Genomic DNA, 18,215 nt, shown 5'->3' with positions numbered 1-18,215 from the left:
GAACGGGGCTCCCCCTCTCATAAAATCGACCGCAACTTAAAAAATAATCGCCAATCTGGCACTTGCCACTTTGTTAAAAGGTATCGAATGCTTTTTTTTCCCGATCTCCACTTCTACGGTTTGCTCGTCAAACGACAGCAAAGTGCCTTCGAATTCCTTCAATCCGTCGACCGGCTCGTAAGTAGTGACAAACACGTGCTGACCTACGGCTTTATAATAATCCTGCACTTTTTTCAAGGGGCGTTCCGCTCCGGGGGAGGAAACCTCCAGGAAATAGGCGGTAGGAATCGGATCCTTTTCGTCCAGCTTCTCGCTTAAAAATTCGCTAATGCGGCCGCAATCGTCGATATCGATGCCGCCTTCTTTGTCGACGTAAACACGCAAAAACCAGTTGCTGCCTTCTTTCACATATTCCACATCTACCAGTTCAAAGTGATTTTCGTCCAAAAAAGGCTGAAGAAGTGATTCAACTACGGGTTTAATTTGCGAAATCAACCTGCAACCTCCTATCGTCAAATGGAAAGCCGTATGCTTTCATACCTGTAACAAAATGTAAAGAGTGGGTTTCCCCACTCTCTAAGATCGGAACTTATAAACGTTTGTTACCAAAGAAGATTATACCATAAGCCTTATAGGTATGCAATATGATGAGTGCTCGCTTCATTGAGAAAACCACTATACCTTCTCAGCTCCCGTCTTAAGACGGGTTCCGTTAGAACAGCGATAACTGGTTGGACTCCGGCAATCCCCGGAAGCATCCCATCGAGCCTAGCAGTTCTACGATCGTTTTGGAAGCTTTGCTGCGAGTTTGGAAGTCTTCTATTGAAAGGAACGGACCGTCGTCCTTCGCCGCAGCGATGTTTTTGGCCGCATTCTCCCCGATGCCGGCGATCGCCGAGAACGGAGGAATAAGTGAATCCCCGTCAATCAAAAACTTCGTCGCATCCGATTTGTACAGATCGATGCCTTTAAACGAGAAGCCGCGGGCGGTCATCTCCAGCGCCATCTCAAGAATCGAAATCATAGCCTTCTCCTTAGGCAAAGCCTGGAAGCCCTTCTCTTCGATCTCAATCAATCTGCGCAGGATGGCGTCATAGCCTTGACAGAGCATGTCGAGCTCGAAGTCCTCGGCGCGAACCGTAAAGTACGTCGCATAATAAGCGATCGGATGATACAGCTTGAAGTAGGCCGTACGCACCGCGGAAATAACGTAAGCGGCGGCATGCGCCTTAGGAAACATGTACTCGATGCGTTCGCAGGATTCGATGTACCATGCCGGCACCTTATGCTTCTTCATATCTTCCTTCCACTCAGGAGTGAGGCCCTTCCCTTTACGCACGCTCTCCGTAATTTTGAAAGCAAGTCCGGCGTCCATGCCGGCTTTATAGATCAAATAGAGCATAATCTCGTCCCGGCAGCCGATAACGGTTTTGATCGTGCAGGTGCCCTTCTTGATCAATTCCTGCGCATTGCCGAGCCAAACGCCCGTTCCGTGGGACAGACCGGAAATTTGCAGCAAGTCGGCAAAGGACGACGGCTGCGTCTCCTCCAGCATCTGGCGGACGAATTTCGTCCCCATCTCCGGTACCCCGTAGGTGGCTACGGGCGTGCGGATTTGCTCCGGCGTTACGCCCAGCGATTTGGTCGAGTTGAACATGCTCATGACCTTCGGATCGTTCATCGGGATCGTCGTCGGATCGACGCCGGTCAAATCCTGCAGCATCCGCATCATCGTCGGGTCATCGTGTCCGAGAATATCGAGCTTAAGCAGGTTCGCGTCGAAGGCATGGTAATCGAAATGCGTCGTCTGCCATTCAGCGCTCGTATCGTCAGCCGGAAACTGCACCGGCGTAATGTCGTTCACATCGATATAGTCCGGCACGACGACAATACCGCCGGGATGCTGTCCCGTGCTCCGCTTGACGCCCGTACATCCGGCCGCCAGCCGGTTGATCTCGGCTCCGCGCCATTTCTTCCCCTGATCTTCTTCATATTTCTTCACGTAGCCGAACGCCGTCTTCTCGGCAATCGTACCGATCGTACCGGCACGGAACACATTTTTCGGTCCGAACAGCACCTTCGTATAGTTATGAGCGACCGGCTGGTATTCGCCCGAGAAGTTCAAGTCGATATCGGGAACCTTGTCCCCCTTGAAGCCTAGGAACGTTTCAAACGGAATATCCTGTCCGTCGCCCTTCATCTTGACATTGCAATTCGGGCAATCTTTGTCCGGCAGATCGAAGCCGCTCGGAATGCTGCCGTCCAAAATCCACTCGCTGTGGTTGCATTGATAACAAACATAATGCGGAGGAAGCGGATTGACCTCGGATATGCCGAGGAACGTCGCCACGATGGACGAGCCTACGGAACCCCGCGAGCCTACCAGATAACCGTCCTCATTCGACTTTTTAACCAGCCGTTCCGAGATCAAATAGTTCGCCGAGAAGCCGTATTTGATGATCGGTATCAGTTCCTTTTCCAGACGGGCGGTAACCACCTCCGGAATCGGATCGCCGTAAATCCGCTTGGCCGTCTCATAGCATTTGGTTCTGATCTCTTCGTCGGCGCCGTCAATAATCGGCGTAAACAACTTGTCCGGGAACAGCTCCAGCGATTCGAACTGATCGGCCAGCTCGTTCGTATTTTTGACGACCACGTCGTAAGCCGTCTCTTCGCCAAGATATTGAAACTCGGCCAGCATCTCCTTCGTCGTACGGAAATGGACGTCCGGTTTGCGAATATCTTTCAGCGGGCTAAAGCCCGTAATCCCATTGATCGTAATGTCGCGGCAAATTTTGTCGCGTGGATGCAAGTAATGCACGTTGCCGGTTGCGATGACCGGTTTCCCCAGCTTCCGCCCGATGGCGATGATTCTCCGGTTCGCATCCTCAAGCTGTTCCTTGCTGCCGACCAGCCCTTTCTCGACCAGATGCATATTGACCGTCGTAGGCTGAATCTCCAGCACATCGTAAAATTCGGCTACCTGTTCCGCTTCTTCGACGGACTTGTTCAGAACCGTCTCGTAGAACTCCCCTTTTTCGCAACCGGACGCTATAATCAGCCCTTCCCTCATCTTGCTGAGCAAGCTTTTCGGAATGCAGGCCACGCGATGATAATATTCCGTATGCGATAAGGAGACGAGCGTATACAAATTTTTCTTGCCGACCATATCCTTGGCGTAAATGCAGCAGTGAAACGGCCTTGTATTTTTCAAATCTTTGCCTACGTTATCGTTCAGCCGTTCCAAATCGGTGATGCCTCGTTCCGCCGCTTCCTTAATCAGATGGAATAAAATATGTCCCAGCGCAATCGAGTCGTCGATCGCCCTATGGTGATTTTCCAGACCGACTTTAAACTTGTCGGCGAGCGTGTTCAGACGGTGATTTTTCATCGACGGGAACAAGAGACGAGCGAGCTCCAAAGTATCCAGCGACGCGTTCGGCACTACGGGAAGACCCAGCTTCTTGCAGTTCGCCTGAATAAAGCCCATATCGAACCGGGCGTTATGCGCGACAAGCACGCTGTCTCCGACAAATTCGATAAATTTGGGAAGCATCTCTTCCAGCTCTGGAGCATCCTGCACCATATCGTCCGTAATGTTCGTCAGCTGCTGAATATTGTACGGAATCTTCTCATGCGGATTGACGAACGTCGCGAATCGGTCGATTTCCTTGCCTTCCTTCATCTTCACGCCGGCGATTTCGATGATCTTGTTGTTGACGATCGACAAGCCGGTCGTCTCGATGTCGAAAATTACGTATTCGCCTTCGCTCAATTCCATCGGCTTCGGGTTAACGACCACCGGTACGCCGTCGTCGACGACGTTCGCTTCCAAACCGTAAATCATCTTAATGCCGTTCTTTTTGGCTGCCTTGTAGGCTTCAGGGTAGCATTGAACCCCGCTGTGGTCGGTGACGGCAATCGCTTTATGTCCCCATTTCGCCGCCATTTTGACATATTGATCGATCGGAGTAATTCCGTCCATCGCGCTCATCGTCGTGTGCAGATGGAATTCCACCCGCTTCTCGGCGGCGTCGTCCTTCCGATCCGGCGGAGCCATCACTTCGTTCACGTCGTTAGGGATCAGAACGAGCTCAGGCACTTGCATGAACCGGTCGTATTCCACCTTGCCGCGCACCTTGACCCAGGTGCCGTTTTGCATCAGGCTGAATATTTTGACGTCTTCCTTCGTCTTGGCAAAAGCTTTGCACATCATCGAATCGGTAAAATCGGTTATATTAAACGTGAACAGAGTGCTGCCGTTTCTCAGTTCTTTGGATTCCAATCCAAATACGGCGCCCTGCAGCGTAACTTTCTTCTCCTCGTCCTGCACCATTTGAATTGGTGTCGGAGCATCCTTGATCTCATAGCCGATCATCAGCTTGAGCTCCGCATCCGGAAGAGCTTCCGCTTCCTGCTCCGCTTCGATCGAAGTCATAATCTCCTGAGTAACGAATTTCCCTTCTTCTTCGATCTTTCTGGCGAATTTCTCGAACTCTGCTTCGCGGTGCTCGTCCATAGCGTAACGAACCTGAAACTCCACTCCGAAAAAATCGTTAAAATACGTATGAATCCATTGGCCGATGTTTTTCTTCTTAGCCAGCTCCAAACCGATCGTATCCAACAAAATCAACGTCAGCTGCTGGCCTTGCACATCGATCTTGGCCTTGCTCATCCAACCGTTGACCGAGGTCGCTTCCCGCTGCACCCATTCGATGAACATGCCCCAATACTCTTTGGCCACCGCTTCGGGCAATACGTCCGCCGTATACCGCAGCATAAACTTCGTTGCCGCAATGTGGGCGAATTTATCCCGAATCATTTTGCAAAACGTGCGGTAAATATCATGCGGGACGATGCTGCTTTTTACTATGTAAAAAGTCCACTCCCTATTGGTTCGGGTTGTTTCTACTCTATCGATATAACCGTCCTGAAAAAAAGAGTTCACCACATCGGCAGGCACGTGCGCCTGCTGCATCAGCATCTCGAAACGTTCTCTTTTCACTGCCGTACTGCTCATGTATGCCCTCCCCCATAAAACATAGAAAGGGCAAAAAGGAGATGTTGCTTTCCGATTTGCCCTTGTAGACTTGCCTTCAATTAGTAAGCTCTGCCGAACACAACGGTATGCTTCGCAGCTTCTCCGCAAGCGAGACAAGTCGATTTATGCTCGCTTGGTTCGAACGGAATGTTGCGGCTCGTCGCCCCTGTCTCTTCCTTAACCTGAGCTTCGCAAGCATCGGAGCCGCACCATCCGGCTAACGCGAAGCCGCGCTTCTGCTCAAGGAATGTTTTGAATTCATCCAAGCTGTCTACCGACGTGAAATTCTCATCGCGGAACTGCTTAGCTCTATCATACATTTGTTGATGAATTTCCGCCAGCATATTTTGAATTTCTTCGACAAAATTCTCCTGCTTGACGATACGCTTCTCACCGGAAATACGCGAAACGAGGACGACTTGTCCGTTCTCCATATCCCGAGGCCCCAATTCCACGCGAATCGGAACGCCGCGCATTTCGTATTCGTTAAATTTCCAACCAGGGCTTTGATCGGGACGATCGTCCACCTTGACGCGCACGCCCGCTTGCTTCAGCTCGGCAAACAATTCGTTCACGCGGCCTACGACTTGCTCTCTCGTTTTAGGAGGCCCGATTGGAATCATAATGACTTGCGTAGGAGCTACCTTAGGCGGCAAAGCCAAGCCTCTGTCGTCGCCGTGCACCATAATCAGCGCGCCGATCAGGCGGGTGCTTACGCCCCAGGAAGTCGTATGGCAGAACGTATGCTGGTTTTCACGATCCAAATATTTAATATCGAACGCTACCGCAAAGTTAGTGCCCAAGTAGTGAGACGTGCCCGCTTGCACCGCTTTGCCGTCCTTCATCATCGCTTCGATCGAATACGTATCGACCGCGCCGGCAAATTTCTCGGAAGGCGTTTTCTGTCCTACGATCACCGGAATGGCCAAGAAATTTTCGGCGAAATCGCGGTAAATCTCCAGCATTTGCATCGTTTCGCGGCGCGCGTCCGCTTCGTCTTCGTGAGCGGTATGGCCTTCCTGCCATAAAAACTCGCTCGTTCTAAGGAACGGCTGCGTCCGTTTCTCCCAACGCACCACGTTCGCCCATTGATTGATCAGCAAAGGCAAATCGCGGTACGAATTAATCCACTCGGAGTACATATGGCCGATCATCGTCTCGGACGTCGGACGAATCGCCAGTCTTTCCTCCAGCTTCTCGCCGCCGGCTTCGGTTACCCAAGGCAGCTCGGGATTGAAGCCTTCGACATGCTCCTTCTCTTTTTGGAAAAAGCTCTCCGGAATGAAGATCGGGAAGTAAGCGTTGCGATGACCCGTTTCTTTGAACCTGGCATCAAGCTCGCGCTGAATGTTTTCCCAGATTTCATAGCTGTCCGGTTTGAAAACGATGCATCCTCTTACCGGCGAATAGCTCATGAGATCCGCCTTCTTGATGACATCGATATACCATCTGGAGAAATCTTCGCTTTGCGGCGTAATCTCCTTTACGAACTGTTTGTTATCCTTGGACATTTTGGCGTGACTCCTCCTAAAAACTCTCTTTCCTGGAACCCCTGAAGCGGGGAAGATCCGTCTACAAAGGCGATCGCTGGCGCTGTTCCAACTTGCTACCGACTCTCCGGCCACTTGATCACCACGCTTCTAGGGCAAAGCTGCTTCGTAAGATAAGCTAAGCTTTCCTAGCCTTTAATTAATCGTAAAATATCGTTATAAGTAACGGCGATCATAAGCAGCATCAACATCGCAAAGCCGACGAAATGAACGATGCTCTCCCTGCTCGGATCGACCGGCTTGCCGCGCAGCGCCTCGAAACCGAGAAATACAAGGCGGCTTCCGTCCAAAGCCGGGAACGGCAGCAGGTTGAACAAGCCGAGGTATAAGCTCATAAGGCCTGCCCAGAACGTGTACTGCGCCAGACCGGCGCTGGCCTGCTCGCTCGTAAATTCGACGATTCGCACCGGCCCGCCCAAGTCGTCCATTTTGAACTGCAGCGTAACAAGCTTGCCGAAGCTATCCAGAATGGACACCGTTGCCGTAGCCAAGCTGTCCCACCCGTTGGTCACCGCCTCAAGCACATTCGCCTTTCTCGTCTCCGCCATCAATGTTACTCCGACAAGGCCTCCGTTGCCTTTATCCTCAGGGGTCACTTCTTTGCGCAGCTGCTCCTTGTTGCGTTCGACAATCCAGATCATCGGCTTGTTGACCGAATCTTTAATGAGCGTTGTCAATTTATTGCGGTCCGCTCCGATCGGTTCGTTGTTCACCTGCAAAATAATATCGTTGGCGGCCAGCCCTGCCTTCTCGGCAGGAGAACCGGCGACTGTGCTTTGAATTTTCACTTTATCCGGCACGCCGGCCATTAAGACGACGAGGACGAACAAGACGAAAGCGAGAATAAAATTCATCATCGGTCCGGCGAAGATCGACAGGGCTCGCTGCCCCACCGTTTTGCTGCCGAATTGGCGGTCCCAAGGCGCGATTTGCGTCTCCTTGTCTTTGCTGACCATCATCGCCTGCGGATGGATCGGGTACGACTTCAGTTCGCCGTCCAAATCCAGCTTGACGAATAATCGGCGTTCCAGATCGATTTCTTCCACTACGCCGACAACGGCGTCGGAGCGGTTATCAAATTCATTCAAATAAATATGCGTTACTTCTTTGCCGTTCATAGCCAGCGCGATGCGTTGGCCCGGATTGATCTGCACGATTTCCGGATCCTCGCCGGCCATGCGGACAAATCCGCCGATCGGAAGCAAACGCAGCGTATAACGGGTTTCCCCTTTTTTAAACGAAAGCAATTTGGGGCCGAAGCCGATGGCAAACTCCCTGACCAGGATGCCTGCCCTTTTGGCAAAATAGAAATGTCCCCATTCGTGTATCGTTACAAGGACAAAAAATAACAGTACGATTTGAAATGCATTTTGCAATGTAGCCAAATGGACGTCCTCCCTTTAAGCATCGCGATTAGTCAAAGACCAGTTCCATGGATGGGCTCGTTCTTTTCATTAAGATTAACATTATTTACGATATGAATACAAGCCAAGCCATGTTATGAACATATTACTTTGTCACTGAAATGATGCTAGGGAAACCGTAATTTTTGCGACGGACAGAGAAACGGAAGTCAGCTCCGCGCGGCCTCTCGCGCCCACGCATCGGCTGCTGTAATTTCCTCAAGATCCGGGTTCATGACGATCTGATGCTTATTCAGCACATTCGCGATAACATCCTCGATCTGCAGAAACGAAATCTCGCCCTTCAAGAAACGGTCGACCGCCACCTCATTGGCCGCGTTAAATACCGTCGTTGCCGTGCCCCCCGCTCTGCCGCTATCGAAGGCCATCTGCAGGCAAGGATAACGTTCGTAGTCCATTTCCCGGAAATGCAGTTTGCCGACTTCGGCCAGCTTCAGCGGCTGCGTCGGCGTCTTCATTCGCTTCGGGTATGTTAGCGCATACTGAATCGGTACCCGCATATCGGGGTTGCCGAGCTGGGCGATAATGCTGCAATCCTCATATTCGACAAAGGAATGAATAATGCTCTCCGGATGAATCAGCACGTCGATCCGATCATATGGCATTTCGAATAGCCAATGCGCCTCGATCACTTCAAGCCCTTTATTCATCATCGTCGCCGAATCGATCGTAATTTTGGCGCCCATCGACCAGTTCGGATGCTGCAGCGCCTGCTCGACCGTAACATCCTTCAGTTGCTCGCGCGTACGATCCCGGAACGATCCTCCTGAGGCGGTCAGCGTAATTTTACGAACATCCTTCATCGATTCCCCGTTCAAGCATTGGAATATCGCCGAATGCTCGCTATCGATCGGCAGCAGCTTGACGCCGCGGCGCTGCGCCGCCGCCGTAACCAGATGGCCGGCGCTAACCAGCGTCTCCTTATTAGCCAGGCCGATCTGCTTGCCCGCCTCGATGGCGGCCAGCGTAGGCCGCAACCCCTGGCTCCCGACCAAAGCGGTAACGACGAAATCGGCGTCCGTTCCCGCGGCGACCTGCAGCAGGCCCTCGTCTCCGTAATAAATCTCAGTCCCCGCAGGAACAAGCGTCTTCAGTTCGTCCGCCAGGTCTTTTGTAGCTACCGATACTTTGCGCGGGCGGAACTTGCCGACCTGCTCCGAAAGCAGCTTCAGATTATGCCCTCCGGCAAGCCCATCCACAATAAACTGCTCCGGATAATGAGAAATGACATCCAATGTTTGCGTCCCGATCGAACCGGTTGATCCAAGTATCGAAATTCGCTTCATGCTTCACCTCTAAATCGTATTATGCATGGGGGATGAGAGAAAGCAGATGAACGGCCGGAAAAACGATCAACCAACTGTCGACCCGATCCAGCACGCCGCCATGCCCCGGCAGTATAGCTCCCGTATCTTTAATCCCCTTCACCCTTTTGTAAGCCGATTGAATCAGGTCCCCCATCTGCCCTACAACGGCGATGACAACGCCAAGCAGCAGCGCTTGAGACCATGAAAGCAGCTCCGGTGATGCAAAGGAAAAGCAAAGGGCTACGATAACCGACAATATCGCTCCGCCGAGCGAGCCTTCCACGGATTTTTTCGGGCTGATCGTCGGCCATAGAGGCGTCTTGCCGATTGCCGAGCCGGTAAAATAAGCTCCCGAATCCGTCGCCCATATACAAAAAAAGACAAGCAGCGTCCAAAACAGTCCATGTTCCGCCATGCGGGTTTCAATCATGTAATGGAAGCCGATTCCGATATATACCATACCCAGGAACATCATCGCAACATGATCGATCGTTACTTTGTTCTTGGATACGACCGTTGCGCAAAGCACGATAAACAAAAAGATCCACGTCAGACGGTCGGCGGAAGCGATGGAAGCCGTAACGGACAGCTTCCATGGTATCGTCAGGCAAACGGTTCCTATGTATCCGAACAAGGCTGTCAGCCTGAAGCTTTTCAACCCGTTCATTTTTAAAAACTCATCGAAGCCGATCAAAGACAGCACGACGATTAAACCGGCAAACCAATAAGTGCCCAAATACAATAGAATCATAAACCCTAATCCGGCAATGACTCCGGTCGTAATTCGCTGCTTCAAGTTTATTCCTCCATTAGCTGTTACAATCCGCCGTATCTGCGCGCACGACGCTGATATTCTTGAATCGCTTCATAAAAGTGCTTCTCCGTAAACTCCGGCCAGCATAATTCGGTAAACCACAGCTCCGAATAAGCAAGCTGCCACATCAAAAAATTGCTGATACGCAGTTCTCCGCTGGTCCGAATAAGCAAATCCGGGTCAGGCAGCGGATGGGTCAGCAAATAGCTGGAGAACATCGCTTCATCTACGGCGTCAAGAGATATTTTCCCCGACACGACATCTTCTGTAAGCCGCTTCACTCCCTGGAGCATTTCCCGGCGGCTGCCGTAATTAAGCGCAAAGTTCAAGATCAGTCCGGTGTTATGCTTCGTTTGATCGATAGCGTCCTGAATCGCTTTCATCGTATAGTCGGGAACACCTTCGTGCCAGCCCGTCATTCGAATCTGCACATTGTTGGCAATCAGTTCGTCGATCTCTTTCGGAAAAAACTCGAGCGGAAGCTTCATTAAATATTCGACTTCTTCCCTCGGCCTCTTCCAATTTTCCGTCGAAAAAGCATACATCGTCAGAACCTTCACGCCGATGGCATCGGCGGCCATTGTAATTTTCTTAACATTTTTCATTCCCGAATGGTGGCCTGCAACACGGGGAAGCCCGCGTTTCTGGGCCCAGCGGCCATTGCCATCCATGATAACCGCAACATGGCTCGGAATATTCTCGGAATCGATACGCTCAATCCATTCTTCGTTCTGAGACTTGCTTCCAAACCACTTTTTGAAAGGCATCATTTCCATTTCCTCCATTAAGGAAAGACTAAAAGCCCCCTCGAAAGGGGGTCTTCTATATTTTACACTTCCATAATTTCCTTTTCTTTGGCAGCTAACGTTTTGTCTACTTCGCCGATAAACTTGTCCGTGAATTTTTGAATATCTTCTTGATGCTTGCGGGACTCGTCTTCAGAGATGCCTTGCTTCTCCAGCTTCTTGATGTCGTCGTTAGCATCGCGGCGCACATTGCGAATGGCAACCTTGGCTTCTTCGCCGTATTTGCGCGTCATCTTCACCAGTTCGGCGCGGCGCTCTTCCGTCAAGGCAGGAATCACGATACGAATCATACTGCCGTCATTGGAAGGCGTTAAGCCGAGATCCGATTTCATAATCGCTTTCTCAATTGCGCTCACCGAGCTTTTATCCCACGGCTGAATCATAAGAGTACGGGAATCCGGCGTGTTGATATTAGCCAATTGATTAATTGGAGTCATCGCCCCGTAATATTCGACTTGAACCCGGTCGAGCAGCGCCGGAGTCGCTCTGCCTGCGCGCAAGCTGGCGAGCTCTTTTTTCAAGGCTCCGACTGCTTTCTCCATGCGATCTTCCGCATTTTTTTTAATGGATTGTGGCATAATCGTTAAACACTCCCTTTTACAATCGTCCCAATTTTTTCGCCAAGAACGACTCTTTTGATGTTGCCGCTCTCGGTGATCGAAAACACGATTAACGGAATATTATTGTCCATGCAAAGCGACGAAGCGGTCGAATCCATCACACCTAAATTGTTGCTGAGCACTTCCATATACGTGAGCGTTTCGAATTTTTGCGCTGTCGAATCCTTGAACGGGTCGGCGGAATAGACGCCGTCTACTTTATTTTTAGCCATCAGGATGACTTCCGCTTCAATCTCCGCCGCTCTGAGCGCGGCCGTCGTATCAGTGGAGAAGTACGGATTGCCCGTTCCAGCCGCGAAGATGACGACGCGCCCTTTTTCCAGATGGCGAATCGCTCTGCGGCGAATGTAAGGTTCTGCAACCTGCTGCATCGTGATCGAAGTTTGCACGCGCGTAGGGACACCGATCGTCTCCAACGCATCCTGCAGCGCCAGTGAATTCATTACGGTAGCGAGCATACCCATATAATCGGCTGTAGCCCGGTCGATTCCTTTGGCGCTCCCTGCAATCCCTCTCCAGATATTACCGCCGCCTACGACAACAGCCACTTCCACGTTCAAGTCTACGACTTCTTTCACCTGTGCGGCGATCGAAGAAATCATATCCGAATCGATTCCATAACCCTGCTGCCCTGCCAAAGCTTCACCGCTTAGTTTTAATATGACTCTTTTAAAGATAGGCTGTACCAAGCTTATTACCCCCGTTCGTAAAGCAGCTAAGAAATGTTTATGTTTAAAAAAGAAGGAACACAAAGTGTTCCCACGTTTTTGTTTCCGTATTTGTATGCGGTAAATGATGCATCCCGTAAAATCCATCATTCACCGCAGACTTTCTTTCAGAGTGTAAAACCGAAAGACCTGGGCCGTCTAAACGGCAAGTCTTATTATTTTTTCACTTGAGCCATAACTTCTTCTGCGAAGTTTTCTTGTTTTTTCTCCAAGCCTTCGCCCAGTTCAAAACGGGCAAAACGGCGGATCGTGATGTTTTCGCCGATCGTCGCCACTTTTTCGTTGACAAGCTGAGCGATCGTTTTGTCCGGATCTTTAACGAACGACTGCTCCATCAAGCAGTATTCTTCGTAGTATTTGCCCAAGCGGCCTTCTACCATTTTTTGTACGATGTTAGCCGGTTTGCCTTCGTTCAAAGCTTGCGCCGTCAAGATTTCGCGCTCTTTGTCCAGCGCGTCTTGAGGAACGTCTTCGCGGCGAACGTACAACGGGCTGGAAGCGGCGATATGCATCGCTACGTCTTTAACAAACTCGCGGAATTGTTCCGTTTTGCCGACGAAATCCGTTTCGCAGTTAACTTCCACCAATACGCCGATACGGCCGCCAGCGTGGATGTAAGATTCTACAGTACCTTCCGTAGCGATACGTCCCGCTTTGTTAGCCGCTGCGGACAAACCTTTCTCACGAAGGATATCAGCCGCTTTGGACAAATCGCCGTTAGCCTCTTCCAACGCTTTTTTACAATCGAGCATACCTGCTCCCGTTCTTTCGCGCAATTCTTTTACCGATGCTGCATTCACTGCCATGTTTTGGCCTCCTTAAGTATTAGACTATGTACCCTAAAAAAAGGGCGGTGAAAGGATTTTGCACCTTTGAACCACCCTTCCCTATTCAGCTATTAAGCTGTTGTTTGTTCGCCTTGGTGTGCTTCGATAACTGCGTCAGCGATTTTCGCTGTCAGCAATTTCACCGCACGGATTGCATCGTCGTTACCAGGGATTACATAATCGATTTCATCCGGATCGCAGTTCGTATCAACGATACCAACGATTGGGATACCCAATTTGCGAGCTTCCGCAACTGCGATACGCTCTTTGCGAGGGTCGATGACGAACAATGCGCTTGGAAGACCCTTCATATTTTTAATTCCGCCAAGGAATTTTTCCAAACGGTCTTTTTCCTTGCGAAGGATGATAACTTCTTTCTTAGGAAGAACTTCGAACGTGCCGTCCTCTTCCCATTTCTCAAGCAGCTTCAAACGATCGATACGTTTTTGAATCGTTTGGAAGTTCGTCAGCGTACCGCCGAGCCAACGTTGGTTGATGTAGTACATTCCGCAACGCTCAGCTTCTTCCGCAACGGAATCTTGAGCTTGCTTCTTAGTGCCTACGAACAAAATCGTGCCGTTTTCGTCAGCGACGGATTTCACGAAGTTGTAAGCTTCTTCCACTTTTTTGACCGTCTTTTGCAGGTCGATAATATAAATGCCGTTTCTTTCGGTGAAGATGTAACGATCCATTTTAGGATTCCAACGACGGGTTTGATGACCGAAGTGTACCCCAGCTTCCAAAAGCTGTTTCATGGAGATTACTGCCATCTTCACACACCTCCTCTAAATTGGTTTTTTGTGTCTCCTCCGCCGAGTCGCATTTTCGACATAAAACTCCCCCATTCGGGAGCACCATTATGCGAATTGACCAGCGTGCGTTTTAACACCGTCAATAAATATACCACAACTGAAAATCGTATGCAACATCTACTATAAATAGAACAAAAAGCTCAACCTGTATCAAAGGCTAAGCTTACTGTGACGTCAAATTGGACAATACTTGGGCAAGCTCCTGCGGACCTTTGAACACGTGAAGCCCCGCTACAATCTTGTCGTTTAGACGCTGTTTCCACATTTCGTCTTCAAGCGGTTTCCGCTCCGGTATGACGCCGCTTTGCAGCAGCAGCTCGGCCACGTCGCCTGCGTTCATCCCCTTGCTTATATAAATGTAGACTTCCTTCTCAGGCTGCTTAGCGCCGTCCGCCGCCGTCTGCCGTTCGCTACTCTCCTTCAGCTTCTGCTGAACGAGCACATCGGCCTGGGACTGGCTGTACAGCTTTTGATCCTTTTCGTATACCTGATAATAGACGGAAGCCGCCTGTTTCAACTGCTGCGGGTCCATGTCGTCCGCATCCTGCCGCCCTTGCACCGCTGCCGCCGGCGCGGAAAAATTCATAAGCTGAAGCAGCGCAGATCCGGCAATAAGGCCGATTCCCAAACCGTAGAGCATCGATTTATTTTTGAACATTCAACTGTTCCTCCTGTTTGGCCAGCTGAATAATCAAGCTCACTTCGCCTTTGTTCATTCCCATCTTCTTAGCTATATAATCGCTCGATTTGCCCTGATCATACATGCTAAACAGCTCGGAATACCGCTTTTTGATGTTCATTCCATGCGAAGCCTGCGGTTCTTCAACGGCTGCCGCCGCTTCCCCCGACGGTTGCGGGAATGCCGCCGCGTTCTGCAGCACGGACTGCTGCCATTCCGTTATCCGCTCCAGCTTCTTCTGCAGCTCCTCATTTGCCAGGCTGAGCCTTGCGATCTCCTGGCCGGTATGCACAGATTGCTTCTCCAGCATGTCGATTTTGGAAGCCAGCTTCGCGGACTGGGCGTCATATTCTCTTGTCGTCTCCGCCAGCTGACGGATGAGCGCTTCATTCTGTTCCTCCAGCTCCGCGGCGAAATGCTCCATCGTCTCTTCGATTTCGCCTATCGTCGGGCCTTGCAATTCCTTGGAGCCGTTTGTTCTAGGCATAATTTTGGCGTAAACGATAATAATTAAGCCTATCAAAACGATGTACACCCAGGGTTGATTCAAACGATTCACCTTATTTCTGCTAGATGTCTGATGCCTCTGTTAGAGGGAAAGATCGATATGCTTGCCTTTAAAAGGGTGCTCGCCGCGTTCCGCAGACGGTCCGGCCTCCGCCGCGCTCCGTTTCCCCGCATGTTTTCCGCCTGATCCGCCCTGCTTATCTCTAGGCTTATCCTTTACGGAAGCATGATGAATCTGCTCGCTGACCCCCGTCGTCTGCCGCTCTTTCTCCGCCTGCTTAACCGCTTCCGCCGCCAACATCGTCTGGTCCTGCTGCGGCTTATGATTCATATGATGCTGCCGTGCTCCCGCTTCGTCATTTTTATGCAGCGCAATCTGCAGTTCAACCGGTCTGAGGCTCATTCCGTCCCCTCCTAAGCTAGGATAAAACGCTTCCGTTACGCGATCGGGAACATCGCTATATCCCCGTTGGCAAGCTGAAACTTAACATGGGAAACCGAATCCTTAATAAATTTGGTATACCGCCCGATGACGATTTTGGCGCCTCCATATATAGTAGAAACGACTTCCACCGTCGCATTGTCCGAGTCTTCAAGCGACTTCTCGATCTCAAGAATGCGCTCTCTCATCTGCGACTGTTCCTCGGTAATTTGCTTCTTCGTATGGTTCAGCTTAATGCGCATCGCCATCTTATCGGGTGCTAACTGTCCGGCGGCCGCCATCTGGTCGAGCAGCACAAGCGCTTTGCCCGTCTTGTCCAAATTCTCGTTAACCGCTCTGAGCTGGCTTCTGAGCTGCCCCAGCTCGTTGCGCAGCTCCGGCAAGACGCCGACCTCGATCACGGTTGCGGTGGACATTGAGTTGCCGATCGTTCTTGCCGTGACCTGTTCTCCGGCTTGAATCGTGCCCCCGACAATCAGCCCCTTCGTCCCTTTGCATACTACGCTTTTGGCCGCGCGGACGTTGGAATGCATAATGCTTAGCGTAACGAGCACTTCGTCCGCAATGACCGTCGCATCCTGGATAAACGAGCTTTTCACCCGGTTGCCGGCCCGGATCACTCCTTTGTTATGCCCCAGAATGCCGGCGCTGATCTCTATCGAGCCTTCCGCTTCGAGATCCGCTCCGTCGACGCTTCCGGTAATGCGGATATCTCCGGACGCCTTGATTTTAAATCCGCTAAGCACATTTCCCCGAATGACGACGGAGCCGACAAAATCGATATTCCCGATATTATAATCGACATCTCCGTTGACCTCGAAAATAGGGAACACGTTGATTTTGCCGCGGTCCGTCTTGCAGATCATGCCGTCGATCGCCGCATAGAGCGCTTTCTGCTCGGGATCGGTAACGACATTTTTCCCGACCTTCATTCGCACTTCCTTCCCGTCCTTAGCCGTCAGCGACTCCCCTGTCACCGCTCTGCCCTGAATCCCCTGCGTAGGCGGAATCCGTTCGGCAAGCAGCTGGCCCTTGCGCACATTGTTGATCGACGTAATTTCGCGGAAATCGACTTTGCCGCTTTCCAGCTCCACAGGCTTTTTGGCGTCGTCCGTTAATTCATACGTCATGCGGATAAATCCGTCTTTGCCGTGCAGCGGCGGGGTCCCTTGCGCTATTAACGTTTTCCCGCGAAAGAAGGACTTGGGATCGCTTGCGATCCGACTCAGGATTTCGCGGTCAATTCCATGGGAAATCTTATAAGAGCTCAGCACCTCTTCCAGCTCTGCAAGAGAGACGGAAAGCCCTTCTTCGCTGTTTTTAAATTGCAGAAACGCCTGCAGCTTATCATCCGATAAAGTAATCTCGACATAATAACTTAAAGGCATCACAGCTTCACTCATTATTCCCCCCACTTTCTTCCATTAGGATTCTTGAAATAACTGTGTTTTAAAGCGGCCGAGCGAACCGCGCAGACGAAGAATCGCTTTGGAATGAAGCTGGGAGATTCGCGACGGCGACAAGTTCATGACTTCCGCAATTTCACTCAAAGATAACTCTTCGTAATAAAACAGGGACACGACCGTTCTTTCTTTCTCCGTCAGCCTTTCAATCGCCTTGGATAACGTCTCCTTCAAATAAAACTCATTCACTTTATATTCAGGATTCTTAGCCTTCTCGTCAACCAACAATGAAAGCCTCGTTTCCGAATCTTCCTCCCGAATCGGATCGTCAATGGAACAAACGGTCGTTACCGCAATCTCCTGAACCATTTGTTGAAACTCGGCTTCGCTGACCTGCAGATAAGCGCTAATTTCGGAATCGGTTACCGAACGCAAATACTGCTGCTCCAGCTTCTGATAAGCCTCTTCAATTTTTTTCGACTTTTCCCTAACCGAACGGGGCACCCAATCACCCTGACGCAGCCCGTCGATGATAGCTCCGCGAATTCGCCAAGAAGCATAGGTTTCGAATTGAAGCCCTCTCTTATAATCAAATTTCTCAATGGCATCGATTAATCCCATAATGCCGTAGCTGGACAAATCATCCTTGGATACATTTTTGGGCAGCCCGACGGACAGACGGTTGGAAACATATTCCACGAGAGGGAGGTAGCTCTCAATGAGAGACTGTTTGGCTTCAAGCAGGCCAAATTCCTTCCATTGCCTCCACCTATCGATATTCGGTAAATGTGCGTTTTTTTGAATCATAACCGGTTGTCACCACCCTTATTCTTCCGTCATGCGACGTACCGCTTGCGCCATCTCTCCGGGTTCTGCGTTGTTCATCCTGCTCGACAGCTTAGGCGGATTCAGCGGCTCGAAGCTTGAATCGCCGGCAGAGGCATTGGATTCCGGGGAGCCCTTTAGCATTTGATGCAGCGACGCTTCTTCGTCCGGGGTCGTTAAGTCCAGCGCCGTCCCTTTGCCTTCTTCCTCGGAGGCGTGCGGCGCGGATTCCGCCGAGGCCAGCTGATTGAAGCCGGCCACCGTTCCAAGGACCCACCGGAACAAAAACACGATGGCAAACACAATAATGAAGCTGTATACGCTTCGGATGAAACTGGTCAACCAAATATTATGTACAATGGAGCAGCCGAACGTGATTACAAGCGAGATGAGGCCAATTATGAAATTCCATCTAATGGTTCCTATCATA

17 protein-coding genes are annotated in these 18,215 nt (G+C 50.8%); all 17 read right to left on the bottom strand.

What is annotated here, in order from left to right:
* Positions 1–36: 36 nt before the first annotated feature.
* The 17 genes from rimP to SK3146_RS33280 all read right to left on the bottom strand — a co-directional run bounded on the left by rimP (position 37) and on the right by SK3146_RS33280 (position 18,214).
* Positions 37–495, bottom strand: coding sequence for a ribosome maturation factor RimP (gene rimP, locus SK3146_RS33360; RefSeq protein ID WP_249862842.1), 459 nt, complete (start codon positions 493–495; stop codon positions 37–39).
* 217 nt (positions 496–712) lie between these two features.
* Positions 713–5,020 (bottom strand): PolC-type DNA polymerase III, encoded by a 4,308-nt coding sequence (locus tag SK3146_RS33355; protein WP_249862841.1) that lies wholly within the window; start codon positions 5,018–5,020, stop codon positions 713–715.
* An 80-nt stretch (positions 5,021–5,100) separates the two neighbouring features.
* Positions 5,101–6,552, bottom strand: coding sequence for a proline--tRNA ligase (gene proS, locus SK3146_RS33350; RefSeq protein WP_249862840.1), 1,452 nt, complete (start codon positions 6,550–6,552; stop codon positions 5,101–5,103).
* A 167-nt stretch (positions 6,553–6,719) separates the two neighbouring features.
* Complete coding sequence (gene rseP, locus SK3146_RS33345; protein ID WP_249862839.1) at positions 6,720–7,976, bottom strand: RIP metalloprotease RseP; 1,257 nt, start codon at positions 7,974–7,976, stop codon at positions 6,720–6,722.
* A gap of 188 nt (positions 7,977–8,164) precedes the next feature.
* Positions 8,165–9,301: a 1-deoxy-D-xylulose-5-phosphate reductoisomerase gene (locus SK3146_RS33340; RefSeq protein ID WP_249862838.1), complete on the bottom strand. Its 1,137-nt coding sequence runs from the start codon at positions 9,299–9,301 to the stop codon at positions 8,165–8,167.
* Between the two features lie 19 nt (positions 9,302–9,320).
* The gene (locus SK3146_RS33335) at positions 9,321–10,118 is read right to left on the bottom strand and encodes a phosphatidate cytidylyltransferase (RefSeq protein ID WP_249862837.1); all 798 of its coding nucleotides are present in this window, start codon (positions 10,116–10,118) and stop codon (positions 9,321–9,323) included.
* Between the two features lie 20 nt (positions 10,119–10,138).
* Positions 10,139–10,906 carry an undecaprenyl pyrophosphate synthase gene (locus SK3146_RS33330; RefSeq protein ID WP_249862836.1) on the bottom strand — a complete coding sequence of 256 codons (768 nt, stop codon included), beginning with the start codon at positions 10,904–10,906 and terminating at the stop codon, positions 10,139–10,141.
* Between the two features lie 59 nt (positions 10,907–10,965).
* Positions 10,966–11,520, bottom strand: a complete 555-nt coding sequence (frr, locus tag SK3146_RS33325) for a ribosome recycling factor (RefSeq protein WP_249862835.1) — start codon at positions 11,518–11,520, stop codon at positions 10,966–10,968.
* A 5-nt stretch (positions 11,521–11,525) separates the two neighbouring features.
* Positions 11,526–12,251: a UMP kinase gene (gene pyrH, locus SK3146_RS33320; RefSeq protein WP_249862834.1), complete on the bottom strand. Its 726-nt coding sequence runs from the start codon at positions 12,249–12,251 to the stop codon at positions 11,526–11,528.
* Between the two features lie 194 nt (positions 12,252–12,445).
* Positions 12,446–13,096: a translation elongation factor Ts gene (tsf, locus tag SK3146_RS33315; RefSeq protein WP_249862833.1), complete on the bottom strand. Its 651-nt coding sequence runs from the start codon at positions 13,094–13,096 to the stop codon at positions 12,446–12,448.
* A 92-nt stretch (positions 13,097–13,188) separates the two neighbouring features.
* Positions 13,189–13,887: a 30S ribosomal protein S2 gene (gene rpsB, locus SK3146_RS33310; RefSeq protein ID WP_249862832.1), complete on the bottom strand. Its 699-nt coding sequence runs from the start codon at positions 13,885–13,887 to the stop codon at positions 13,189–13,191.
* A gap of 205 nt (positions 13,888–14,092) precedes the next feature.
* Positions 14,093–14,587: a hypothetical protein gene (locus SK3146_RS33305; protein ID WP_249862831.1), complete on the bottom strand. Its 495-nt coding sequence runs from the start codon at positions 14,585–14,587 to the stop codon at positions 14,093–14,095.
* A complete protein-coding gene (locus SK3146_RS33300; protein ID WP_249862830.1) occupies positions 14,574–15,095 on the bottom strand; it encodes a hypothetical protein in 522 nt (173 codons plus the stop codon). Before SK3146_RS33300 ends, SK3146_RS33305 begins: the two co-directional genes overlap by 14 nt.
* A 102-nt stretch (positions 15,096–15,197) precedes the next feature.
* Entirely contained in the window at positions 15,198–15,518 is a 321-nt protein-coding gene (locus SK3146_RS33295) for a hypothetical protein (protein WP_249862829.1), read from the bottom strand.
* 35 nt (positions 15,519–15,553) lie between these two features.
* Positions 15,554–16,960 carry a flagellar assembly protein A gene (locus tag SK3146_RS33290; RefSeq protein WP_249862828.1) on the bottom strand — a complete coding sequence of 469 codons (1,407 nt, stop codon included), beginning with the start codon at positions 16,958–16,960 and terminating at the stop codon, positions 15,554–15,556.
* Between the two features lie 21 nt (positions 16,961–16,981).
* Positions 16,982–17,767: a FliA/WhiG family RNA polymerase sigma factor gene (locus tag SK3146_RS33285; RefSeq protein WP_249862827.1), complete on the bottom strand. Its 786-nt coding sequence runs from the start codon at positions 17,765–17,767 to the stop codon at positions 16,982–16,984.
* 18 nt (positions 17,768–17,785) lie between these two features.
* Entirely contained in the window at positions 17,786–18,214 is a 429-nt protein-coding gene (locus SK3146_RS33280; protein ID WP_249862826.1) for a hypothetical protein, read from the bottom strand.
* Position 18,215 lies beyond the last annotated feature (1 nt).

Origin of the sequence: Paenibacillus konkukensis (assembly GCF_023523925.1) — a bacterium.
Lineage (GTDB): Bacteria > Bacillota > Bacilli > Paenibacillales > NBRC-103111 > Paenibacillus_S > Paenibacillus_S doosanensis.
The sequence above is the reverse complement of the archived record's forward strand: the minus strand, read 5'-3'. Positions and strand labels throughout refer to the sequence as shown.

What these genes read in the sequence shown, in the direction of transcription:
- SK3146_RS33300 (WP_249862830.1), bottom strand. Translation starts at nt 15,095, where the DNA reads ATGCCTAGAACAAACGGCTCCAAGGAATTGCAAGGCCCGACGATAGGC.
- rpsB (WP_249862832.1), bottom strand. Translation starts at nt 13,887, where the DNA reads ATGGCAGTAATCTCCATGAAACAGCTTTTGGAAGCTGGGGTACACTTC.
- tsf (WP_249862833.1), bottom strand. Translation starts at nt 13,096, where the DNA reads ATGGCAGTGAATGCAGCATCGGTAAAAGAATTGCGCGAAAGAACGGGA.
- SK3146_RS33340 (WP_249862838.1), bottom strand. Translation starts at nt 9,301, where the DNA reads ATGAAGCGAATTTCGATACTTGGATCAACCGGTTCGATCGGGACGCAA.
- SK3146_RS33330 (WP_249862836.1), bottom strand. Translation starts at nt 10,906, where the DNA reads ATGATGCCTTTCAAAAAGTGGTTTGGAAGCAAGTCTCAGAACGAAGAA.
- SK3146_RS33295 (WP_249862829.1), bottom strand. Translation starts at nt 15,518, where the DNA reads ATGAGCCTCAGACCGGTTGAACTGCAGATTGCGCTGCATAAAAATGAC.
- SK3146_RS33305 (WP_249862831.1), bottom strand. Translation starts at nt 14,587, where the DNA reads ATGTTCAAAAATAAATCGATGCTCTACGGTTTGGGAATCGGCCTTATT.
- SK3146_RS33280 (WP_249862826.1), bottom strand. Translation starts at nt 18,214, where the DNA reads ATGATAGGAACCATTAGATGGAATTTCATAATTGGCCTCATCTCGCTT.
- SK3146_RS33290 (WP_249862828.1), bottom strand. Translation starts at nt 16,960, where the DNA reads ATGAGTGAAGCTGTGATGCCTTTAAGTTATTATGTCGAGATTACTTTA.
- frr (WP_249862835.1), bottom strand. Translation starts at nt 11,520, where the DNA reads ATGCCACAATCCATTAAAAAAAATGCGGAAGATCGCATGGAGAAAGCA.
- SK3146_RS33285 (WP_249862827.1), bottom strand. Translation starts at nt 17,767, where the DNA reads ATGATTCAAAAAAACGCACATTTACCGAATATCGATAGGTGGAGGCAA.
- SK3146_RS33355 (WP_249862841.1), bottom strand. Translation starts at nt 5,020, where the DNA reads ATGAGCAGTACGGCAGTGAAAAGAGAACGTTTCGAGATGCTGATGCAG.
- proS (WP_249862840.1), bottom strand. Translation starts at nt 6,552, where the DNA reads ATGTCCAAGGATAACAAACAGTTCGTAAAGGAGATTACGCCGCAAAGC.